Origin of the sequence: Lyngbya aestuarii BL J, from assembly GCF_000478195.2 — a bacterium.
GTDB lineage: Bacteria > Cyanobacteriota > Cyanobacteriia > Cyanobacteriales > Microcoleaceae > Capilliphycus > Capilliphycus aestuarii.
The window spans coordinates 1-22,699 of the sequence record NZ_AUZM01000086.1; the positions used below are offsets into that span (position 1 = coordinate 1).

Consider the following 22,699-nt stretch of genomic DNA (forward strand, 5'->3'; position numbering starts at 1 on the left):
TCTAGTTTTTTGCCTTCGGGTAACTCAGTGAAAACGCGATCGCCTGCTTCGATTCCTTCTAAGATTTGAATTTGATTTCCAATCGTTGAACCGATTGTTACGGGATGAAATTGGGGTTGATTTTGTTCGTCGGGAAGTAAAACTCCGGTTTCTCCTTTATTAGTAATAATTGCCACGGTTGGCACCACTAACGCATTATTAAGTTTATCCCCAATAAATTTTAAATCAACATTCATCCCGGACTGAAGTAAATCTTTCCCGGTGATCATTTCAACTCGGGCTTGAAACAGGGTTACATCTCGTTCTTTTACGGCTTCTGGGGCGATTAATTGTACCCGTCCTTTAAAGACTTGATCGGGGTAAGCATCGGCAATAATTTCGACTTTTTGATTGGGTTGAATTCGACCAATATCGGCTTCGGGAATTTTCGCTAAGACTTCTAAATCTTTTGCCAAAGCCACTATCGAAGTTGAAGTTGCTGAAGTCGCATCGGATGCCGATGTTGCCGGGGTTACAAATGCCCCTTCTACTGCATAACGTTGAGCAATAACTCCTGCAAACGGGGCGCGAACTTTTGTATCTTCTAACTGCGTTTCATAGTAGCGAACTTGTGCTTGAGCTTCTCGAACTTCCGCCAGGGCTGCGGCTATTTCTTCCGGACGAGTTCCATTAATTAACTGATTCAAATTGCTGCGAACTTCTGCAACTTCGGCGGTCGCTGCGGCAATGTCTTCAACCCGAGCGCCATTTTGCAATTGTCGCAAAGCTTGACGTTCCATCTCAACTGTTGCAACGAGTCTATCAACTTGACTTCGCTGACTTTGTTTAAGTTGTTCGATGCGTCTGGCGGCTTCATCAACGACAGCACTCAGTCGGCGTTCATTTTGCAGATATTCCTCTAAACTATCTTCAGAAACCGCCCCTTGATTTCTCAAGCCTTGATAGCGACGCACCCGTTCACTGGCCAGTTCCAAATCCGCTTTGTTGGCGGTGAGTCTAGATTGGGCCTGAGCAATTTCATCATCCAAACTTCCCGAACGTGCATCGGCTAACCTGGCTTCGGCTTCATTGAGTTTAGCTTGAGCGACAGCAACTTCCTCCATCCGGGTTCCGGCTTCGAGTTCAGCTAAATTGGCTAAAGCCCGATCTAACTTGGCTTGGGCGGCGGCGATTTCTTCGGGACGACTACCCGTTTGTAATTTGTTCAAGTTCGCTCTTACCCGCGCTACCCCCGCTTCGGCTTGTAACACCTGCGCTTCTATTTCTCCGCTTTCCATCCTCGCAACAACTTGACCCGCTTCGACATAATCACCTTGTTCGACAAACAGTTCAGATAGACGTCCTTGCGTTTTTGGGCTGAGGTTCACCCGTCGTACAGGTTGAACAACACCACTGGCGGTTATCCGCACCGTTAAATCCTGAGTTTCGACAGGAACCGTGAGGTTTTCAATCATCTCTGGTTTAAGCTGGGTGCGGTTCCCAGCCCAATACAAGGCAAAAGGAACCGTGAGTAAACCTGTAGCCAATAGCCCAACCAATAGGCGTTTAAAGCGATGTTTGGGTTGTTTCGGAATCGGTTGTTCAGCAACACTCGGCTCGATTTCACCTTTACCGTTGTGTTCGTAGATTTCTTCTTTCGGACTCGATAACATATATTGTTTCACCCTCCAACAGTTATTACATCAGGAGTAGAGGGTATAATGAACAGCATCCTCTCTCTATCTTGATCTTAATGATTTCAGGACTATCTGCTGAGTGGAACTATCCACATCTTCAAGTGTCAACGGGGTAGCACAGGGTAGCGTTGGGTCTAGATCTCGAACCTCAGCTCTGATCAGGACAAAAAATAAATTTCAACTGCGATCTGCTCAGACAACCATCCACTTTTTCAAGTGTCACGGTAAACCTGGTTATCAAGAGGGAACAATTTTCAGCTATGATAAAAAAGCTAAAATTTCTGAGTAGTTTATGACTTGGGGGAACCTGTTACAACCTGATTTGATATTAGGTGATTCCGTGACTGGCTTGAAACCAGAGATCCTAGAGCAAAATCGCTTGAGGGGCCTGCTATTGGATGTTGATGAAACGTTGCTTCCTATTACCCGTTCTCAAGTGTCTGAGGAACTTCATCAGTGGATTGAAACGATTCGACCTCTCGTGAGTGTGTGGTTGGTCAGTAACAATATCAGTCAACCTCGAATTAGTGCGATCGCTAACGCTTTGAATTTGCCTTACATTAGTGGAGCAGGTAAACCGTCTCGACGTAAAGTTAGACGGGCTGTTGATGCGATGAATTTGCCGATTTCACAAATTGGTATGGTTGGCGATCGCTTATTTACCGATGTATTAGTCGGAAATCGCTTGGGAATGTTTACGATTTTGGTTGAACCGATGCTAGATTCTACACCCGGAAGTACACTGTATTCGATGCGATCGCTAGAAGTGTGGCTTTCTAATATTTTGGGGGCGTCTCTCAAGCTTGATTAAATGAATGTTGATCAGGGACTTGATGGACTCAAATGTAAAAAAATGTTAAGAAAACTTTTGTGATTAAACTTTCATGGGAATATATCAATGTTTTCAAATCTGGGTCTATCTAATATAAAGACCCTCAGTATAAAACATAATCAATCAACTCCTGCCAATTGTGCCAGCTATATTTATGAGAACTAAGCTGGCATTTCTTCATGGAAAACTGAGGTTGTGATTCCAGAGAAAATAAAAATTATTCATTAACTGTAAATAAACCCCAAACTGAGAGAGTTAAAACAACAATAAAGCCCGATTCTTACGCTTTAAAAACTCCTATGTCTCAAACAATAGTTGTTAAAATTGGCACTTCTAGTTTAACTCAAGTGAAAACAGGTCACTTAGCGTTATCGACCTTAGCAACATTAGTAGAGACGCTGACTCACCTACGCCAAAAAGGAAAACAAGTGGTCTTAGTTTCTTCAGGCGCTGTCGGAGTCGGTTGCGATCGCTTAGGACTGAGTGAACGACCTCGCACGATTACCCTCAAACAAGCAGTAGCAGCAGTGGGTCAAGGGCGTTTAATGCGGGTTTATGATGATTTATTTACTTGTTTAAATCAACCCATTGCTCAAGTTCTCCTGACTCGTGGTGATCTGATTCAACGCAGTGGTTATGTTAATGCTTATAATACCTTTCAACAACTCTTAAAACTGGGTGTTATTCCGATTGTCAATGAAAATGATACAGTTGCTGTTGATGAACTCAAATTTGGAGATAATGATACTCTTTCAGCGTTAGTGGCGAGTTTAGTCGAAGCAGACTGGCTATTTTTATTGACTGATGTTGATCAACTGTATTCAGCCGACCCCCGTGATAATCCTAATGCACAACCGATTGATTTAGTCACTCATATCGAACAACTTCAAGACCTACAAGTACAAACCGGAGACTCGCGCAGTGGTTGGGGAACCGGGGGAATGATTACAAAAATAGAAGCGGCTAGAATTGCAACCAGTTCCGGGGTTAGAACCGTAATTACAGAGGGAAAATCCCCTCAAAATTTAGAAAAAATTCTAGACGGTGCAACCATAGGAACCCATTTTGCAGCACAAGCAAGACCTGTTAATGCTCGTAAACATTGGATTGCTAATGTATTAATTCCGATGGGAAAACTCTATTTAGATCCGGGTGCTGTACGAGCAATTGGTCAACAGGGAAAGTCTCTCCTCGCGGCTGGAATTACGCAAATTGAAGGAGAGTTTCAAGCCCAAGATTCGGTAAAAATCTGTGATTTAGGAGGTCGAGAAATTGCCAGAGGGTTAGTCAATTATAATAGTGCAGAACTCCAAAAAATCAAAGGATATCGTTCCGAAAAAATTCCGGAAGTGTTAGGATATGCGGGAGCAGAAACGGTGATTCATCGAGATAATTTGGTGATTTATAATGATCCAGATAGATAATTTTTGGGTGAATAGATCCTCAATTTATCTACAGATAACACCGATAATTAAGCGTTTGAATCGTTGCAGGATGTTCAAATGGATAGTATATAGAATGAATTGTTCCGGGGTCTAATTGCCAATTTTGAACTTGATTTAAACTTAAATTGAGAACTTGACTCAAAAAGTGTTTGATAATCAAATCATCTACAATCACTAAACCTGTTCGTACTTTTTTCTCGTATTTAGAAGCCGAAGCAATTTGATTTCGTTCTTGAATTTTTTTCTCCCATGCTTGTAACAAATCATCTTTTAAAACTTGAAACTGCATGACATTGGGATGATAACGAAGAATTTGGTCGGATATAATTTGAGAGTTATTCAAAATTTGACTTAAACAAAAATAAATTGAAACCTCTTGAAGCTGTTCAGAGATTTTTTTAATTTGTTGAGGGTTTTGATTGGAAGCGGAAACAAACAGTAAACGTAATCCTTGGTTTTCAACTTCGAGTCGAGGTAAACTTTCACATAAATGAGCTGTCATATTAATAGCCTTTAATTCTCCAGGGTTGAGACGATTTTGCGGAAACTTTAAAATACTGATACCACAACTTGATTGCTGAATGCTATGAAACAAATTAGCTTCAATACCCAAAGCCGTATTAATTAAAGCCCGATTTTTATGGCGATGACTGATCACTAAAATAGTTTGACCTTGATGGTGACTCAGAACAGTTTTCCAAAACTTTTTAGAATCTTGATAAAGAGCTAATTCGGGATAAATAGAGTTTTGAATTGGGGTAAAGACTGCCGATTTTTTCAGTCTTGTCGCTGCTATTGGAGAGGAATAAACTTCACTCTGTAATTCCTGGGAAAATTCTTTTTTAACCTTTTGTAACGGTAAACCTTGCCAAGCCGAAAGATCAATTTCTTCTAAATCTTCAGACTGACGCATTTGAGGTAAAGTTTTCCCTGTTTGACTAAAAGCCGCTAAAATTTCAATCGCCGTTTGTTGAGACGGTTTGAGTGGGCTAGTGTAAATTGCACTAATCTTCGATTTTTTTAATGCTAAACCAGTTAAATAAGCATGATCACGACCTTTTTCTGTTAAGACATCCTGATCATAGTTTTCTGAATAATAACCCGGAAGATCAGAAAGACTTTCACCGTGACGAACTAAAATTATCGTTGTTTCATGACTGAGGCGACGAGGGACATTAACAGGTAAACGCATAAAAGGCTTCTCCCGGTTTGAATAGTAGAATGAGTTGCGTTCGTTGTTGGAAACATTTATACTCTGACACCCAGAAGAGAGAGTAGGGGTACAGCAGTCGCCATACCCTTACGGTATTCAGTGTTAGCACTGAGGATAAGGAAGCGCGTGTATAGAGTTATAGGGTTTCTCTGATAGACTTTTCGCAACCGAGAGAAAATTTTTTTGGGGATGTATCGCGTGAGGTGACTAAAACTCCCCTATACCTAAGTAGTCGGACATATCGATGTCATGTGGAAGTTGCGTTAGGGTAACAGAGAATTAGGATTAGAATTAAATAGCCCTGTCCGATAAACAGGTAAGGTCACAGTAATCGTTGTTCCTTGATTGAGTTGACTCTCAACCTGAATCTGACCTTGATGATTGTCAACAATGGCTTGGGCGATCGCGAGTCCGAGTCCAGTTCCTTGATAACGACGATGACTCCGAGACGGATCAACTCGATAAAAACGATCAAAAATTTGCGGTAAGGCTTCTGGGGGAATTCCCATTCCGGTATCTTGAACCCAAACTTGAAGTCGTTCAAATTGAAAATGGGGTTTGTCTCCAGATTCGCTGGCTTTACTCAACCAAAGACGTTTTCCCGCTCGAATCCATTGCAGTTGAACGGTGACTTTACCCCCTTTAGGACTGTGTTGTACTGCATTATCGACCAAATTCGTAAATAAACGCACCAATTGATCCCAATCCCCTGTTAAGGTAAAATAATCTTCTAAACTCATCTCAGGAGTTGCTGTTTCCTCGGTAGAAGTTTCGATTTCTCGAACTTGAGGATCAATAATATCGAGATGGAGATGAATTCCTTTTGCAGTCGCGATCGCGGTTTGTTCTTCGACCACTTCCATTAAGACCGCATCGAGAGGAAGCGACACAAACTGAGATTGAACAATTCCGCTATCAGTACGGGCGAGAAATAGCAAATCATCGACTAAACGCCCCAAACGACGAGTTAGACGTTCGATCAATTGTAGGTGTTGACGTTCACTCGGATTGAGATCAGGTTCAGCTAAAGCGACTTGAACATTGGTTTGAATCGTCGCCACAGGACTCCGCAATTCGTGAGACGCATCTGCGGTAAACTGTTTTAAACGTTGATAGGATTCACGCACCGGAGCGATCGCTAAACCGGAGAGAAACCAACCAATCGCCCCCACCGAAATCACCGCCACAGTCGCCCCCAAAGTCAGATCAATCATCAATTGACGAGTGGGTTTGGTGACTTCAAACCAGGGATGACTGATACGGAGATAGCCCAAAACCTGACGACCGACTTGAACGCGATCGCTGATTTGTCGGAGTACAATAGATTCAGTTTGACCCAGTTTAGGAATGCGAACCGTTTCCCCATTGCGGTTGAGATGAAAAGGAAGATTCAACGGTTCCGAGAACGTAGACCACAATAATTCCCCCGTCGGACTAAACCATTCGATCTCAATGCGATCATCATCTGTAGCGTCAGTGTTGTGGCGAAAACTGGCTTCTACATTGACTAAAAACTGACGATTTGCTGAAGTCGTTTCCTCTCCGAGAAAAACAGACTCAATCACAAGTGATCGTTCGACAACTTCTAGGACATGATTGAGGGTATCATCAATTCGTTCGATCAGCGTATTACGAAAATAGAGAAAAAAGCCACAGACGAATAATATTAACAAAACAGCAGTGACACTGGTGTACCAAATTGCCAAACGGCGACGAGTTGCTTGAAACATTTATTTTAGATGAATCTTTGGCGATCAACCGGAATTCTTGAATAAGATTTGAGGCGGAAATTATCGTCAGTTAACGGTGGAGGGAGACATTAAACTTATCTTTCCGGATTTTGCAGAAAAAGTCACGATCAGACATAATGTGAGTGTCCAAAGATCATCTTACCCTAAAACTCTCACGTCCAATGACTCTTAACCCTGGCGAGATCGCTCCTGAGTTTATGTTACCGGATACCGAAGGAATTTCGGTGAGTTTAAGTGATTTTCGAGGACAACCTGTGGTGTTGTATTTTTACCGCAGCACGCGGTCACAAGAGAAGCCCCGGATTTAAAATCCGGGGAACGAGTGACCCTCGCGATCATACTCCCGGCTGTACAAAAGAAGCTTGTGGTTTTCGGGATCTGTATGCAGAATACCGTTCTCAAAATATTGCGGTGTTGGGCGTAAGTACAGATGATGCTAAATCTCATGCAAAATTTGTCAGCAAACATCAACTTCCTTTTCCTTTGTTGTCTGACGAAGGCGGAAAAGTCGCTAGTCTTTATGGGAGTTATGGGTTAAAAAAGTTTATGGGTCGAGAGTTTATGGGAGTTTACCGTCATACATTTGTGATTGATGCTGATGGTCAGCTTGTTAAGATTTATCGCAAAGTCAAACCTGCTGATCATGCGGCTGAAGTTCTTAAACTGTTTACCCCAGAATAGAGGTTTAAAACATTGGTAGAATCTGTCAAAAAGTTATGGCAGTTTGGACAGACGGTATTGGGAATTATCTTCCGCCATCCAGTTACAGGCGTGAGTGTTGTCCCGATTTTACCGGATGGCCAAATTATCTTCGTTCGACGGCGTGATAATGGTAAATGGGCTTTACCGGGAGGCATGGTAGACTGGGGCGAAGATATCCCCACTGCGATGCGACGAGAACTCCTCGAAGAAACCGGACTTGAGTTAATCGAAATGGGTCGTTTAGTCGGGGTTTACTCCGCACCTGATCGCGATCCGAGAGTTCATTCTATTTGTATTTTAGTCGAAGCAAAGGTTCAAGGCTCAATTAGTATTCAGGATCAAGTTGAAATTAGTGAAGTCAAAGCTTTTAGTCGAGAGTCAATTCCTAAAGATACCCTCAGCCATGACTACGCCCGCCAAATTCAAGACTACTTAGAAGGTCGCACAACATTAGCTTAAACAGACGATTAGAGTTTGTATTCAGTTTAGTGTAGATCTAAATTGACATTAATTTGAAAGTTGGCTAAAAATAAACCAATGAGTAATACAAACTCGACATAAGCAAGAGTTAGCAGAGACAAAAGAGTGAATCTAATCATCTCATGGGTACTTTGTCCCTCTAGCCGCTCTGACTTTTTTCTGTTATAAACACTCTCATACCCACTTAAACCTGTTGTTTATTCAGCTCATAAAATAAAATTTTAACGATGTTTGAACAGATTCATCACTCGCGCATCAAACTGTCTCAGGGTCAAATTTTCTGGCGTGAAGCTGGCTACTCCGACCTTAACCTCGTATTTTTACATGGAGCGTGGCAGGATGGTAGTCAATGGTTGCCTGTTTTTGAGCATTTGTGTGGCGAATATCGTTGTTTTGCGCCGGATTTATTGGGATGTGGAGAATCAGAGTTTCCCAATATTCACTATTCTATCGATTTAATGGTAGAAAGTCTAGCAGAATATCTCAACTTACTGAAGTTAGAAGATGTTTGTTTAGTTGGTCATTCTTTAGGGGGATGGATAGCCGCGAGTTTTGCGTTGAAATACCCCGAAAGAGTGCGACGTATTGTATTAATTTCTCCGGAAGGGGTGAAGGCAAGCGAGCAAGAAGGACGTTGGCGTTGGCGTCGTTGGTTAGCTCATGGGCCTGCACCTTTACATTTTATCTTAAAACTGATTTATCCGTTTGCCTTTTTAATTGGACAGGGGAAGAAAGTCAAACAAACGCTACAACAAAGACAACAAATGCTGAATTATGTCAGTGCTTCCCGACTCCTGTTTAAACGGCGATGGGCAGAGTATCGTTCAGAATTATTGGATGAACGCTTGTCTAACCTCAGAGCGCCTGTACTGATTTTACAAGGAACTCACGACCAACCGATCGCATTATCGATGAGTGAATCCTATTCTGTTCTTGCACCGATGGCTGATTTACAATTTGTTAAACCGGGTAATGACAATTTACCCGCAGAAGTTCCCGATGTAATTGCCCAATATATTCGAGAATTCATTGCTGGGTATCTGAAAATAGTTTAATCAAGAGTTTAACTGTTTTTTATTCACCCCTATCTGTGGCACAAACTACTCGATTTCTTCCTAAAGCCTTTGCTTGATAAAGAGCGGTATCTGCTATTGTGAGTACCGCTTCTAATGTCTCTCCATGTTCGGGGAAACAAGCTACACCAAAAGACGCCGTAATCGAGCCTAAAGATTGATTTTCATGATGTAACTGTAAATGTTCAATCTGATAACGAATTTGTTCAGATCGGGCTTGAGTATCACTGAGGGAAGCTTCCGGTAAAATCAACGTTAATTCTTCTCCTCCATAACGACAAGCAACATCAGAACTCCGTACACTATTTTGGAGTAACCGAGCGACTGTTTTGAGAACTTCATCTCCCGCATCATGTCCGAATTGGTCATTAAACCGTTTAAAATGGTCAATATCAATCATCACAATTCCCACAGAATAGTGATTTCGTCTTGCCCGATGAATTTCTTGTTCTAAAGATTCTTCTAAATAACGACGATTAAAAAGTCCCGTTAGTGCATCTCGCATACTTTGGGCTTTAAACTTTTCTTGAAGTTTAACATTAGCTAAAGCAACTGCTAAATGTTCTGCAACAGTACGAGCAAGTTGTTGCTTGGCGGGTGTAAGTTGTCCTGAAGTTAATGCAGCAATATAAAGTAATCCTAATGTATTTCCTTGAGCCATCATCGGCACACACAACGACTCTGCGGGTAGAACATTCTCTTGAGTAATATGTTGACAAAATAAATTTGGAGATTTTGCTTCTATCCAATGAACACATCCTCGTCGCAACGCCCAACATTCATCGAGTCGAAAGAGGGTTGGGATGACAAAATCTTCGCTTCCCCAGGTGGCAACGGCTTCGACATAATGTTCTGACTCTCCCAATAGAAATACACCTCCTCCACAGTCAGGAAATAAAGGTTTGAGTAAATCAGCAAGCATCTGATGGGCTTCTTGTAATGAACTAGAAGCTTGCACAAAGCTATTCATCTCCCCCAGTAATACCATCTCTTGATTACGCTGTTCTAAAGCATTCATCCCCTCCCTTAATTGAGTATTAATTTCACGTAACTGTTGCCGGATTTTTTTACTTTCAGTAACATCAATACAAGAACCAATATATCCTGTAAATTCTTGACTTTGATTAACTTGAGGAATTCCTGTTTCGAGTAACCAGCGATATTCCCCATCCGCACGTTTTAAGCGATATTCAAGATAAAATTCTTCTCGCAGTTGAAACTTATGCTGATAGACTTTTAAAAATTCTTCTCTATCTTCTGGGTGAAGATTTTCTATCCAACCATTACCAACTTCTTGTTCTAAAGTTCGTCCGGTAAAAGATAACCAACTTTGATTAAAAAAGTAACGGAGCGCATCATTTCCTGAAATCCAAATCAATACCGGAGCATGATCGGCCATCAACCGAAATCGTTCTTCACTCTCGCGTAAGGCTTGTTCTATTTGCTTACGTTTGGTAATATCAGTAATCATAGCAAAAGCACCCATATATTGATTAGATGTATCAAAAATAGGTGCCATACAGACAGAGGTCCAGAGAATCTCTCCTGTTTGACGGCGAAACTTAAAATCATGTTGTTCTGAGATTCCTAAACGCTGACGTTCCAGGTTTGCTGCGGCGATTTCCCAGTTGTCCTCATCAATAAACTCAAACATCGATTTTCCCATCATATCCTCTACATGACAACCGAGCATTGTCGCCATTTGTTCATTAACAAACGTGGTTCTGTTCGCCGCATCAATCACCCAAACACCCTCAATTGTGGTTTCAATAATGCGACGGTAACGTTCTTCACTTTCTCGTAATGCTTGTTCGATCTGTTTTTGTTCGCTAATATCTTGACTACTGACTCGTCGTCCTAACCACTGTCCATCATTACTATAAACAGATTGACATTGATGAGCAATCCAACGTATTTCTCCGGTCTGGGTAATAATCCGAAAATCGACAAAATAAGGTTGATTTTGCTGAAAATGTTCTTGCAAATATTCTAAAATAATCTCTCGATCTTCAGGATGAACAATTGCGATTAATAGTTGTGGGTTGCGAATAAATTCTTCAGGTTGATATCCCGTAATTCGTTTACAAGATGGAGAAACATACAGAAAGTTTCTGTCGGGATTAATCCAAGATTCCCAATTATAAGTGAAATTAGCGACGGTGCGAAAACGTTCTTCACTTTGACGAATTTTTACTTCTGCTTGCTGCCGTTGGGTGATATCACGCGCCACAGCATAAATACGATCTTGTTCTAAAACAGGTGTTGCCGTCCACAAGAACCAGCGATAAGTTCCGTCTTTACAGCGATAACGATTTTCAAATTCTAAGGTGTTTACCCCCTCTTTTAAGCGTTCGAGTTCTGCAATTGTGCGATCGCGATCTTCGGGGTGAACAAACTCAATAAAAGCTTGGGTAATAAATTCTTCTTCTGTATAACCGAGTGTCCGTTCCCAAGCTGGATTAACTCGCACAAAATAGCCGTCAAAGTTGGCAATACAGAGTAAATCACAGGAAAGATTAAAAAAGCAGTCTCGCTCTTGTTGAGCTTGAATTCGTTCGGTAATATCAGTTCTGATACTGACATAATGAGTCAGTCTTCCTTCTGGATCTTGCACAGGAGAAGTGGTTACTTCTGTCCAAAATAATGTTCCATTTTCTCGGTAATTGCGGACAATCACAGAACAACTTCGTTTTTCTCGCCAAGCGGTCTCTATTTCTTGTAAACCGACTTGATGAATGTCATCACGATACAAAAAACGATGATTTTTTCCTATCACTTTGGCGGCGCGATAGCCTGTCATTTTTTCAAAGCCAGAATTCACATAAATAATCGGATTTTCCTGTTGTGTCGGATCGCTAATTACGATTCCACTATGGCTAGAGGCGATAGCTCGTTCTAAGAGTCGGAGTCTGATTTCTTTCTGCTGTCGTTCCCAAATTTCTCGTTGTAAATGCAGATTGGTTTGCTCTAAGGCTAAAGTTCGCTCTCGGACTTTTATTTCTAAATTTTCTTTTGCCATTTTTAAAGCAAGTTCGGCTTTTTGTCGTTCTACTAATTCGTTTTGGAGTTGTGTGACTAAGGAAGCTTGTTGAATAGCGATCGCGACTTGGATGGCGAGTTGTTGTAAAAATTTAATCTCCCAATCAGACCAATGTCTAGGTTTTGAACAGTTTTGAGCAATTAATAATCCCCATAATTGGTTTTCGGATGGAGGAAGGGGAGATTGGGTTTTTGTGTCGGTGAGTAAAATGGGTACGACTAAGTTAGATCGCACTTTTAGTTGGGCTAAAAAGTCAGCATAACATGAGGTTAAATTTGCTTTTTCTCGATCCTCAAAAACATGAATTTCATTGGCTTTATAAAATCTATCTTTTGTGTTGAAAAAACAAGGATCTTGTACAGATTTTCCTGCGAGTGACCATCTAGGTGTTTCTACGGATTCTACCAAGACTTCTCCATCCCAATTGGGTTGAAAGCGATAGAGAATGACTCGTTCGTTCTGTAAAAATTGACGCACTTCATTAACGGTTGTTTGCAAGATTTCACTGAGATTGAGAGATTGACGAATCCGTAAAGATACGGAGGATAATAAACTATCTCGTTGAGATTGTAACTGAAGTTTTGCCATATATTCTTGCAGTTGCCGTTCAAGATTTAAGCCTAAACAATCGAGTAATTTGTCTTTTTCGGCACCAAGCTTCTGCACCTTCTCTCTCAGAATTGAGATGGTATTTTGGAGTTCTTCTGCTTTATTTTCTGAGTTCATCGTATTCTCTCTTGTTCAATGACTTCTCTTGGCATGATCTTAATTCACAGATAGAAATAAAATGATAAAAAATCTTATTTTTTTTAACAATTCTTTATATTGTAAAGTGCAAAAATATTTTAAATCTACAAATAGAGGATTAAAAATTATGACTATAATAATGAAATCTTAACAGTAAAAAAGCTCAAAAAAGTCAGGATGTTGGACAGTGAACGGTGAAGAATTCCGATGTTAAGTTTAGTGAACGCTTAGAGATCCTTGATCAATGATCCCTACGGTAACTTCAGATCCGCTAGTATCATAAAATTTAGACTTGTTGTAAAATTAGACTGAATGGTAATCGCAATTGATTTTGGTACCAGTAATACCGTTGTATCCCGTTGGAATCCAGCCACACAACAGCCCGAAACTCTGAAACTTCCAGGGTTAAGCTGGATATCGACTCAAAACCCCCCTCTGATTCCGAGTTTGGTCTATGTCACAGATGCCACTACCAATCAGGTCGTGTTAGGTCAGCAAGTGCGAGATCAGGGTTATGATATCAGCAGTGATCAGCGCTTTTTTCGCAATTTTAAACGCGGAATTGGCAGCGATATTCAGGGATTTCTCCCTCAACTTGATGGTCAAGTTGTCACCTTTGAACGGGTAGGTGAGTGGTTTCTCACTCAAGTGTTAGATGCGGTTCGAGAGATTCCTTTACCTGTAGACTCTTTAGTGTTTACAGTTCCGGTTGACAGTTTTGAAGCCTACCGTCATTGGTTAGGTCAAGTCTGTCAGTCTCTCGATGTCGAACAGGTGAGAATGTTGGATGAACCCACAGCCGCCGCTTTGGGATATGGACTCGCAGAAAAAGATCTGTTATTAGTGATTGACTTTGGGGGGGGAACGCTTGATTTATCTTTAGTTCGACTCAACAAAACGGTACAAAAACAACCGCTAGGATTTATTCTCAAATGGGGTCAAAAATCCTTTGCTGAATCTTCTGGACAAAAGACAAAAACAGCGCGAGTTTTAGCAAAAGCAGGTCAAAATTTGGGCGGTTCAGATATTGATAATTGGTTAATGGATTATTTTTCCCAAACGCAGGAATTGGTGAAAACCCCGCTTACTGCTCGTTTAGTTGAACGATTAAAAATTCAGCTTTCTTTACAAACTCAAGCGAGTGAAGTCTATTTTAATGATGAAACCTTAGAAAGTTATGAACTGGAAATGACTCGCGATCAATTTGAGAATATTCTAACACAACATCAGTTTTTTGAAAATCTAGATCGATCCCTGAACCAAGTGTTACAGCAAGCTCGACGTCAAGGCGTGGAAAAGAATAATATTAGCGGTGTTTTATTGGTGGGAGGAACTACAAAAATTCCGGCGGTTCAACATTGGGCAAAACAGTATTTTGAACCTGAAAAAATTCTTTGTGAGCGGCCTTTTGAAGCGATTTCTCATGGAGCTTTACAATTAAGTTTGGGGACTAAAATTGAAGATTTTCTTTATCATAGTTATGGGATTCGCTATTGGAATCGTCGGGATAATTGTCACAATTGGCATCCGATTATTAAGTCGGGTCAACCTTATCCGATGAGCGAAGCAGTAGAATTAGTTTTGGGTGCTTCTTTAGAAAATCAACCGAGTATTGAATTAGTGATTGGAGAGTTGGGGGCGGAAACGGGAGGAACGGAAGTCTTTTTTGATGGCGATCGCTTAGTTACACGGACTTTAGCCCCTGACAAAACAGCAGTACAACCGTTAAACGATACGGAAGAAGGACGCAGCATTGCCCGATTAAATCCGCCCGGATATCCGGGAAGTGATCGCATCAAAGTCTTATTTCAAGTGGATGACAAGCGGTTTTTAAGACTGACTATTGAGGATTTACTTACCTCTGAAATTTTAGTCAATAATCAAGCCGTTGTGCAGCTTAGTTAGAGGGAAGTTGTTTGGAAATATTCAGTTTTAAATCAGATTTACAGGTCGGCTTAACTTGTTTGTACAAGTCGAGGAATTTTAGAGAAAAAGAGTTGGGAAACCTAAAAGGAGGGTCTTAATCTTCTAAGGTTCCCAATAAGCGTAAAATCATCTCCACATCATTTAATTCTCCGACAATCCGCCGGATGGGTTCCGGCCAGATTTTAATCAAAGTGGGAGTTGCTGAGATTTGATCGGCTTCAGCTTGTTCGGGATGTTTCAGCACATCAATAACTTTTAGAGTATAAGGGTGATTAACAGATCGTTCTAAAAGTTTATGAAGTGTGGCGAGAGTTCGTTCCGTTGCTAAACTATGACCCGAAACAAATAAACGGAGAACATATCCGGCGGTTTGCGGTGAATTAATCTCTGAAGACTGATTAAATCGTAAACTTTGCGATCGCAACGTAGAAGTTACTTTTCGTCGGTCTGCATCAAGTTGAGTATCCATTTTTTGAAATTGTACAACCAAGTCGTGATTTTCCCAAAGTTGGGGGAACTGTTGATAATAAGTCGAAATAACAAGAGGGTTACACAATTCTTCAGGTTCTCTGGTGGGTTGCCAAACTAAATTGTCAAGACCAAAAACAGCATTGAGCAAAGTTTGATAACGTAGCACCGGAGGATAGGCTTCAGCAGACTGTTTAACCGTTTGGGTATTGGGATCAAGCCACTGGTCAAGAGTCGCCGTATAGCAGGGAACTAAAAAGTGGGGCGTTTCTGACAGTCCCAAAATTTCCTGTAAAGCTCCGCACAAATGTAAATGCCATCGACGCCGTTTACTGGGGTCGATACAGTAAATTAAATCTCCCCCTGGAGTAAAAAGTGCAATTCCTTTGAATAACGGGGAGTTGGTAGATTCAGTCGGTTTAGCAAAGTTCAAGGCTACCGATTAAGGAACCAAAGAAATTGGATAATTTCACAAATCCACTCAGCAAGAAGTGTGAACTGTGATCGCCCAGTTAGGCTCAATAAAATTCCTCACAATTCACACTTTACCTTAAACTTGAGATCAAGGGCTTAAACTTCAGACTTTTCTTAGACTTGAGAGCAACGATGACTAAACGCGGCCCCGTAGCATTTGAGCCATCTCATTGGGGTAGGGTGACATCTCTAGACAGGTTTCTTCTGTAATTCGACCTTCTTGATAGAGAGTGTAAAGAGATTTATTCATTGTGGTCATACCTTCATAGGTATCTTTAAGCATAATTTGGTTAATTTCTTCGTACTGATCTTTAACAATGTATTCTTTGATGACATCAGTATTGATTAAGATGTCATGAAAAGCCGCCCGCTTACCATCAGTAGTTTTACAGAGTAACTGAGCAATAATCGCCACCAACGATTCAGAAAGCGAGACTTTAATCGATTTCTGTTCTTCAGCCGAGAACATATCCAAAATCCGAGTTAGGGTTTTAATGGCGCTGTTGGTGTGTAAAGTTCCGGCGACTAAGTGACCTGTTGTTGAAGCTTTGAGCGCAATTTGCATGGTTTCTTTATCCCGAATTTCACCGACTAGCATCATATCGGGATCTTGACGCAAAGCTCCTTTAAGGGCGTTAAAAAACTTGAGGGTATGACGTCCGACTTCCCGGTGTTTAATCAACGCTTTTTTACTTTCGTGAACAAATTCTACCGGGTCTTCAATGGTAATAATATGATAGGGAAAACTCTTATTCATGTAGTCAATCATCGCCGCCAGGGTCGTAGACTTCCCTGAACCCGTCGGTCCGGTGATTAACATCAGTCCCTTGTGGTAGTGGCAGATTTTTTTAAAGACTTCCGGTAGATTGAGTTGCTCCATGGTGAGAATTGTAGCCGCAATCAATCGTAATACCATCGACGGGCCTCTGAAGGTATCAAAAGCACTAATCCGCACCCGCACAAAGCCAAAGTCAAAAGCCCCATCAAAGTCTAAATTTTGTTGAAAATATCCAATTTCATCATCGCTCATACATTCCCGTAACCAACTCATAAAAGTATTTAAGTCTGTTACCGGATACCCTGGGGAGACAATATCACCCCGTTTGCGGAAGCGGGGTTCTTCATTCACCCCTAAGTGAAGGTCAGAAATGCCTTCTTCGTTAGCTCGTGTAACAATTTCTCTGAGGGTGGGATGTCCTTCTGTCGGGCCAGGGCCTCGCCGAGATCCCGCCGCTCCCGATGCAACGGGTTGAGCCAATTGAGGGGCTTCAGTAGACCGAGGGGCTTGAGAAGGGGCTTGAGGAGTAGCAACTTCAGCCGAAACACCGGGAGAACGACCCACTTTTGGCGGTGCTGGAGGACGGGGGACTTTTGGTGGCGGTGGAACAGGAGGACGAGATGCTTGTGTCATAATTGCACTACCTTAATAATTGATGAGAGGACTGGGGTAGAGATTTAAGTTCAGTCTAGCCTTGAATTCTTGAAGATCGCAAAGAGACTCAAGAATTGATAAACGGTTCGTGCCGTCTCCTTCGTCAAAGGGCGGAATCATCGGTAACTTATATTTTTTTGAAGATGTAAAAGCTCAGAGTGTAGCCATACTATTAATGGGTAAAGTTGTGAATTTGTCAAACCCGAAAATTGTAGGATTCAACTGAAAATACAGTCTCAATCCATCAGTATTCCCCAAATCAGATGACAAAATAAACTTCTTGCCAAAAAAACCTCAATATTGAGGAAAATCAGGTTAAACCTCTAAACTGTATATATGAATTTAGACGATCTCGCCTTTAGTTCTGCACTTGAGCAAGCCCAACTGATTCGTAGCAAACAACTCTCACCGACAGAATTAGTTGAACTTTATCTCAATCGGATTGAATTGTTAAATCCGCAACTCGGCTGCTATTTTACAGTAATGGCAGAGACGGCGATCGCAGAGGCGCAAACCCAAACCGAACAACTCGCCACTGACGATCCTTTAGAACTTCCCCCTTTTTTCGGGGTGCCGATTTCTATAAAAGATCTCAATGCCGTAGCCGGAGTTCGCTGTACTTACGGTTCTCGGGTGTTGATGAACCAAGAGGCTACTTATGATGATGCCGTTGTCACTCGCATTCGCCAAGCCGGATTTATTATCCTCGGCAAAACGGCTACTTCTGAAGTGGGTTCGTTGCCTTATACCGAACCTGAAGGCTTTCTGCCGGCTCGTAATCCTTGGAATTTAGAATATACTCCGGGAGGTTCTTCTGGGGGTGCTGCGGCTTCTGTAGCTGCGGGACTTTGTGCGATCGCTCACGGTTCAGATGGGGGTGGTTCTGTACGTGGCCCCGCTTTTTGTTGTGGGTTAGTCGGACTCAAACCGTCTCGGGGTCGTATTTCTCATGCCCCTGTCGGTGACTATCAAAATGGCATTTCAACTAACGGGGTGATCGCTCGCACAGTAGCAGATGCGGCGGCTTTACTGGATGTAATGTCGGGTTATGTGACTGGAGATCCCTACTGGTTGCCCAATCCAGAGGTTTCATTTCTACAGGCGACTCAACACCCGATAGGATCGCTAAAAATTGCCTTTTCAACCAAAATTCCTCCAGTTGGTGAAGCAACAGAAGCTTGTCAAGAGGCGGTTAAAGATACCGTGCAGCTTTTAGAAGACATGGGACATCAAGTGGAACGGGGTTGTCCAGATTTTACCGATCTGATTGAACCGTTTAAAGTGGTTTGGCAAGCGGGTGTAGCGGCATCCGGTATTCCCAAGGACTTACTGACCCCGATGAATCAATGGTTACTCGAACAAACCGGATCAGCCGGGGATTATTTACGGGCGGTGAGTCAATTGCAAGGGGTTGCTCGTCGCATTGTTGCTTTTTTTGATCAGTTTGATATTTTACTTCTTCCGACCTATATGCACTCAGCGATTCGTGTGGGAGAATATGAACATCTATCTCCGGAAGAAACCATCGAACAGATTATCAAATGGATTGCTCCTTGTCCGCCTTTTAATGCAACCGGACAGCCAGCGATCGCCATTCCGACTGGTTTGAGTGCTGAAGGATTACCGATTGGGGTGCAGTTAATAGGTAAACCGGCCGATGAAATTACTTTGATTGCCATCGCTGCTCAACTCGAAGCCGCTAAACCCTGGAATCATCGTCCAACCGCAATCAGCAGTTAATAAAATTGAGACATTCAGAAGTTCAAATCTCAGATCTCAAAGCCTGGGGTTGGGTTTAGAGCCACAGGATTTACTCAGGGTGACATTGATAACTGATCACTAAAAAGGCTGTTAAGCTATAGCAGGTCGCAAGTCGTGTATTGACAAATTGATGAAATGCAGAAACTCTCAAACCTAAGATTGAGAGTATTTTTTAACTCCCTGTTGCAAGCTTGCTTTAAGATTGTCAGCTTTTAGCTGCACAATAAGATAGACAAGGAGTTTAGTTAATCCTTGTTGTTTGTATTATAACTCAACGACAAACGTGAAATTTCGAGTGTTTCCTCGTTCGGAACCATCAAGTCCTAAGCCTCCCCAACAACCAGGTTCAGGTTTAGGGACGTTTGGTGGTGTTTATACGCCCTCAATTTTAACGATTCTGGGCGTGATCATGTACTTACGATTTGGGTGGGTTGTCGGACAGGTGGGCTTAGGTGGAACGTTGGTTATCGTGACTCTCTCCACCTCCATTACCTTTTTGACTTCTCTATCCATTTGTGCCATTTCCACTGATCGAGTCATCCGTACTGGCGGGGCTTACTATATGATTAGTCGCTCCTTGGGGATTGAATCGGGGGGGGCAGTCGGCATTCCGCTTTATTTTGCTCAAGCCATTTCAGTGGCGTTGTACACGATTGGTTTTGCTGAAAGTCTGAAAATTACCTTTCCGCAGTTAGATGTCAGAGTCGTGGCGTTAATTACCACAATTTTGGTGACAATTGTGGCGGTCAAATCCGCAGAACTCGCCATTAAAGCTCAGTATTTCATTATGGCAGCGATCGTCTTATCGCTGATTTGTTTTATTGCCGGAGCGATCTTACTCCCCGAACCTTTAGCCGTCACAGACATTGAGTTAGAAGTTGCCCGTAGCACGGTTAAAGTTGGGTTTTGGCAGGTTTTTGCGGTCTTCTTTCCGGCGGTAACTGGGATTATGGCGGGGGTGAATATGTCGGGAGATTTACGAGATCCGACAAAATCTATCCCGGTTGGCACCTTGGCGGCTGTGATTACGGGTTACATCATTTATATGGTGATTCCCCTGTTTTTATCGAAAGGTGCAGGAACAGAGTTGCTATTGGCTGACCCACTGATTATGAAGCGCGTTGCTATCTGGGGGCCTTCGGTTTTATTAGGCGTTTGGGGAGCAACATTATCCAGTGCTTTAGGGAGTATTTTAGGAGCGCCTCGGGTATTGCAAGCTTTAGCCCGAGATGGAATTTTGCCCCCTTGGTTGCGCTTTCTGGGAACCGGAAGCGGAGAACAAGATGAGCCTCGCATCGCAACAGCAGTAACTTTGGGTTTTGTGTTGCTCGCCGTCGCAGTGGGAGATTTAAACCTAATTGCTCCGGTTCTCAGTATGTTCTTTCTCACGACTTATCTGGTCTTAAACTTAGCCGCAGGATTAGAAAGTTTCCTCAGAAGTCCTTCATTTCGTCCGTCTTTTAAAGTTCATTGGATGTTTTCACTCTTGGGTGTAGTGGGCTGCTTAGGCGTGATGTTTTTGATTGATGCTGTGGCTACTGTCATGGCTGCGATGATTGTCTCCGGTATCTACATCTGGTTGGAACGGCGAGAACTAGAAGCGGCTTGGGGTGATGTGCGCCAAGGGATTTGGATGGCGTTGGTGAGAATGGGTATTCTGCAACTGAGTTACACGCCCGATACCAAAAATTGGCGCCCTCATATTTTAACCTTCTCTGGCGCTCCGACTAAACGATGGCATTTAGTAGAACTGGCTTCTACTTTTACTCACAACCGGAGTTTATTTACCCTTTGTACTGTTTTACCCAGTGGTTCTCGTAATCCGGTTCAGTGTGGTGAAATGGAAGCGACACTGCGCGAATATTTGGATAAACGTGGGATTCAAGGGTTGGTGCGGGTGATTACGGCAGCTGATCCGTTTGTGGGCGCTCAACAGTTAGTTGATTCTTATGGAATTGGCCCACTGATTCCCAATACGGTGCTGTTAGGAGATAGTCAATCTTCTAAACGTCGGGATTCTTACTGTCAGATGATCGCCGAACTTAATAAGCGAGAACGTAGTGTGATTATTTTGCGCTCCACTGCATCTGAGTTTGAACGGCGTCAGAAAATTGATGTTTGGTGGGGGGGTTTGAATGCCAATGGGGGCTTGATGTTAATTTTGTCTTATCTGTTACGAACGAGTATTGATTGGCGGGGGGCCCAGATCCATTTAAAGTTAGTGGTTGCAAATGAAACGGCGGCTCAAGCGGCTCGTGTTAATTTAGCAGAAGTGGTCGAACAGTTACGCATTGGAGCAACACCAAATGTGATTGTTTCTGAGGGAAAACCGTTCCCAGAAATTTTGCATGAATCTTCATCCAATGCAGATTTAGTGTTCTTGGGTATGGCTCAACCGTCTCCTGAGTTGAATTATGGTGAATATTATGAAGGTTTGCAAAAAATGGCTGAAGGTTTACCCCCGACAATTTTTGTTTTAGCGGCTCCGAATTTTGCGTTTGCTGAAATTTTACAAGAAACAACTCCCACAAAACAGTAAACCCGACATTCAGAGTGGGAATTTATACCATTTCTATTGAAAATCCGACGCTTGAGAGTCAATTTTTTATCTCCTATTTCGTCGGATTTTATTTAGGGATTTATGGGTTTATAGCACTACGCATTTAAGTTAGGACATTTCTAGATCCTAAAACCCTTTCACAGTCTACTGTTCCCTGATCCGGTGTTCCCTGTTCCCGATTCAAGTAGCGCTATAGAGGTTGAAATTTCGATTGATTCGACTAGGTGAGTTTGAGTAAACCCATCTGTAGACGTTCTCGCAATTTCTGGATTTTATGATTTTCTTCGTGGCTAATTGAAGGCTGGATTCGACTTAAGTTATGCAGTAGTCTTTGATCATTTAAAGTCAGTTGCCCTGTGGCGATGATCTGATCAATGACTTGGCCAATTGTGAGAGGGTTTAAAGCAGACATAGCTTGAGAATTCATAACTCAATTCATCTGAATTAGGGTTTGTTTTTTCTGTAGAGAGGCACAACAAAACTTAAATTTTTTTATGATTGTATATTCTGCTACCCTGTTCAATCCTGCCTTCTTTATAAGAGGTGAGAATTTTAAGTTTAGTTCTGCCTTCTACTTAGCTTACTTTTTAGATTAAGTCTGTTGTCTATGTTCTGTCAGTAAGGATTAAGTGATGTATCGGAGAATTGTCTAGAGTAAAAAGTGTGTAAAATGTTAGAGATTTGTTAGATCTTCTTTAAATAATGAGTGACCGCTGACGCGATTAAACAAAAATAGGTAATTCTTACGGTGACGATGCGTAAAGCCCCCGTTTTCAAACGGGGGATTGCTCTGCGAGAGAGCTAAATTTATTTGGCAGGGGAAGAAGCCTGTGTTACGATAATTTATCGTAGGTGATAACGATAACTATGCTGGTCTACGAGATGAAGCTGAAAGGAACAGAAAGTCAGTACCGAAGGTTAGATGAAGCCATTCGGACGGGGCGTTTTGTTCGGAACAGCGTCATCAGAGCGTGGTTAGATGGTCAGGTCAAAAGTCGCAACGATGCTTATAAGCACTGCAAGGTGCTGTCCGATAATCAGGAGTTTCCCTGGGTAGCCAGATTAAACTCTATGGCGAGGCAGGCACACGCAGAAAGGGCTTGGGCATCAATCGAACGG

The 22,699-nt window shown here is 42.2% G+C and carries 14 protein-coding genes and 2 pseudogenes; 9 read left to right on the forward strand and 7 right to left on the reverse strand.

From position 1 onward, the window contains the following. The coding region (locus M595_RS23815; RefSeq protein ID WP_023069093.1) for an efflux RND transporter periplasmic adaptor subunit at window positions 1–1,652 on the reverse strand (1,652 nt) is incomplete at its 3' end. A 316-nt stretch (window positions 1,653–1,968) separates the two neighbouring features. Here M595_RS23815 and M595_RS23820 point away from each other — a divergent pair. Both M595_RS23820 and proB read left to right on the forward strand, forming a co-directional pair. After that, a complete protein-coding gene (locus M595_RS23820; RefSeq protein WP_023069084.1) occupies window positions 1,969–2,487 on the forward strand; it encodes a YqeG family HAD IIIA-type phosphatase in 519 nt (172 codons plus the stop codon). A 320-nt stretch (window positions 2,488–2,807) separates the two neighbouring features. After that, window positions 2,808–3,932 carry a glutamate 5-kinase gene (gene proB, locus M595_RS23825; RefSeq protein WP_023069095.1) on the forward strand — a complete coding sequence of 375 codons (1,125 nt, stop codon included), beginning with the start codon at window positions 2,808–2,810 and terminating at the stop codon, window positions 3,930–3,932. Window positions 3,933–3,960: 28 nt separating this feature from the next. Here proB and M595_RS23830 read toward each other — a convergent pair whose 3' ends face one another. Further along, window positions 3,961–5,145 carry a histidine phosphatase family protein gene (locus tag M595_RS23830; protein ID WP_023069089.1) on the reverse strand — a complete coding sequence of 395 codons (1,185 nt, stop codon included), beginning with the start codon at window positions 5,143–5,145 and terminating at the stop codon, window positions 3,961–3,963. 284 nt (window positions 5,146–5,429) lie between these two features. After that, window positions 5,430–6,896, reverse strand: a complete 1,467-nt coding sequence (locus M595_RS23835; protein ID WP_023069088.1) for a sensor histidine kinase — start codon at window positions 6,894–6,896, stop codon at window positions 5,430–5,432. A 182-nt stretch (window positions 6,897–7,078) separates the two neighbouring features. Between M595_RS23835 and M595_RS23840 the strand changes: the two are divergent. The 3 genes and pseudogenes from M595_RS23840 (at window position 7,079) to M595_RS23850 (ending at window position 9,154) form a co-directional block, all read left to right on the forward strand. Next, window positions 7,079–7,598 (forward strand): annotated as a pseudogene (locus tag M595_RS23840) (peroxiredoxin). A gap of 12 nt (window positions 7,599–7,610) precedes the next feature. Then, window positions 7,611–8,078, forward strand: coding sequence for an NUDIX hydrolase (locus tag M595_RS23845; RefSeq protein WP_023069082.1), 468 nt, complete (start codon window positions 7,611–7,613; stop codon window positions 8,076–8,078). A 248-nt stretch (window positions 8,079–8,326) separates the two neighbouring features. After that, window positions 8,327–9,154 carry an alpha/beta fold hydrolase gene (locus tag M595_RS23850; RefSeq protein ID WP_023069092.1) on the forward strand — a complete coding sequence of 276 codons (828 nt, stop codon included), beginning with the start codon at window positions 8,327–8,329 and terminating at the stop codon, window positions 9,152–9,154. Between the two features lie 19 nt (window positions 9,155–9,173). Here the strand turns inward: M595_RS23850 and M595_RS23855 are convergent, their stop codons facing one another. Then, the gene (locus M595_RS23855) at window positions 9,174–12,938 is read right to left on the reverse strand and encodes a PAS domain S-box protein (protein WP_023069079.1); all 3,765 of its coding nucleotides are present in this window, start codon (window positions 12,936–12,938) and stop codon (window positions 9,174–9,176) included. A 333-nt stretch (window positions 12,939–13,271) separates the two neighbouring features. Between M595_RS23855 and M595_RS23860 the strand changes: the two genes are divergently transcribed. Further along, window positions 13,272–14,864, forward strand: coding sequence for an Hsp70 family protein (locus M595_RS23860; RefSeq protein WP_023069083.1), 1,593 nt, complete (start codon window positions 13,272–13,274; stop codon window positions 14,862–14,864). A gap of 115 nt (window positions 14,865–14,979) precedes the next feature. Here M595_RS23860 and M595_RS23865 read toward each other — a convergent pair whose 3' ends face one another. Both M595_RS23865 and M595_RS23870 read right to left on the reverse strand, forming a co-directional pair. Further along, window positions 14,980–15,786 (reverse strand): circadian clock KaiB family protein, encoded by an 807-nt coding sequence (locus M595_RS23865; protein ID WP_023069078.1) that lies wholly within the window; start codon window positions 15,784–15,786, stop codon window positions 14,980–14,982. A 177-nt stretch (window positions 15,787–15,963) separates the two neighbouring features. Next, window positions 15,964–17,238, reverse strand: coding sequence for a type IV pilus twitching motility protein PilT (locus M595_RS23870; protein ID WP_023069091.1), 1,275 nt, complete (start codon window positions 17,236–17,238; stop codon window positions 15,964–15,966). Window positions 17,239–17,595: 357 nt separating this feature from the next. Here M595_RS23870 and M595_RS23875 point away from each other — a divergent pair, with 357 nt between their 5' ends. Next, a complete protein-coding gene (locus M595_RS23875) occupies window positions 17,596–18,999 on the forward strand; it encodes an amidase (RefSeq protein WP_023069086.1) in 1,404 nt (467 codons plus the stop codon). A 304-nt stretch (window positions 19,000–19,303) separates the two neighbouring features. Next, window positions 19,304–21,559, forward strand: a complete 2,256-nt coding sequence (locus M595_RS23880; protein ID WP_040484589.1) for an APC family permease — start codon at window positions 19,304–19,306, stop codon at window positions 21,557–21,559. 241 nt (window positions 21,560–21,800) lie between these two features. Here the strand turns inward: M595_RS23880 and M595_RS23885 are convergent, their stop codons facing one another. Continuing rightward, a complete protein-coding gene (locus M595_RS23885) occupies window positions 21,801–22,007 on the reverse strand; it encodes a hypothetical protein (RefSeq protein WP_040484590.1) in 207 nt (68 codons plus the stop codon). Between the two features lie 440 nt (window positions 22,008–22,447). On the opposite strand from M595_RS23885, the pseudogene M595_RS31925 reads away from it, so the two are divergent. Continuing rightward, a pseudogene (locus M595_RS31925) lies at window positions 22,448–22,699 on the forward strand (RNA-guided endonuclease TnpB family protein); the annotation flags it as partial.

Coding starts and splice junctions, on each gene's coding strand:
- M595_RS23820 (WP_023069084.1), top strand. CDS start 1,969: ATGACTTGGGGGAACCTGTTACAACCTGATTTGATATTAGGTGATTCC.
- proB (WP_023069095.1), top strand. CDS start 2,808: ATGTCTCAAACAATAGTTGTTAAAATTGGCACTTCTAGTTTAACTCAA.
- M595_RS23830 (WP_023069089.1), bottom strand. CDS start 5,145: ATGCGTTTACCTGTTAATGTCCCTCGTCGCCTCAGTCATGAAACAACG.
- M595_RS23835 (WP_023069088.1), bottom strand. CDS start 6,896: ATGTTTCAAGCAACTCGTCGCCGTTTGGCAATTTGGTACACCAGTGTC.
- M595_RS23850 (WP_023069092.1), top strand. CDS start 8,327: ATGTTTGAACAGATTCATCACTCGCGCATCAAACTGTCTCAGGGTCAA.
- M595_RS23855 (WP_023069079.1), bottom strand. CDS start 12,938: ATGAACTCAGAAAATAAAGCAGAAGAACTCCAAAATACCATCTCAATT.
- M595_RS23860 (WP_023069083.1), top strand. CDS start 13,272: ATGGTAATCGCAATTGATTTTGGTACCAGTAATACCGTTGTATCCCGT.
- M595_RS23870 (WP_023069091.1), bottom strand. CDS start 17,238: ATGACACAAGCATCTCGTCCTCCTGTTCCACCGCCACCAAAAGTCCCC.
- M595_RS23875 (WP_023069086.1), top strand. CDS start 17,596: ATGAATTTAGACGATCTCGCCTTTAGTTCTGCACTTGAGCAAGCCCAA.
- M595_RS23885 (WP_040484590.1), bottom strand. CDS start 22,007: ATGAATTCTCAAGCTATGTCTGCTTTAAACCCTCTCACAATTGGCCAA.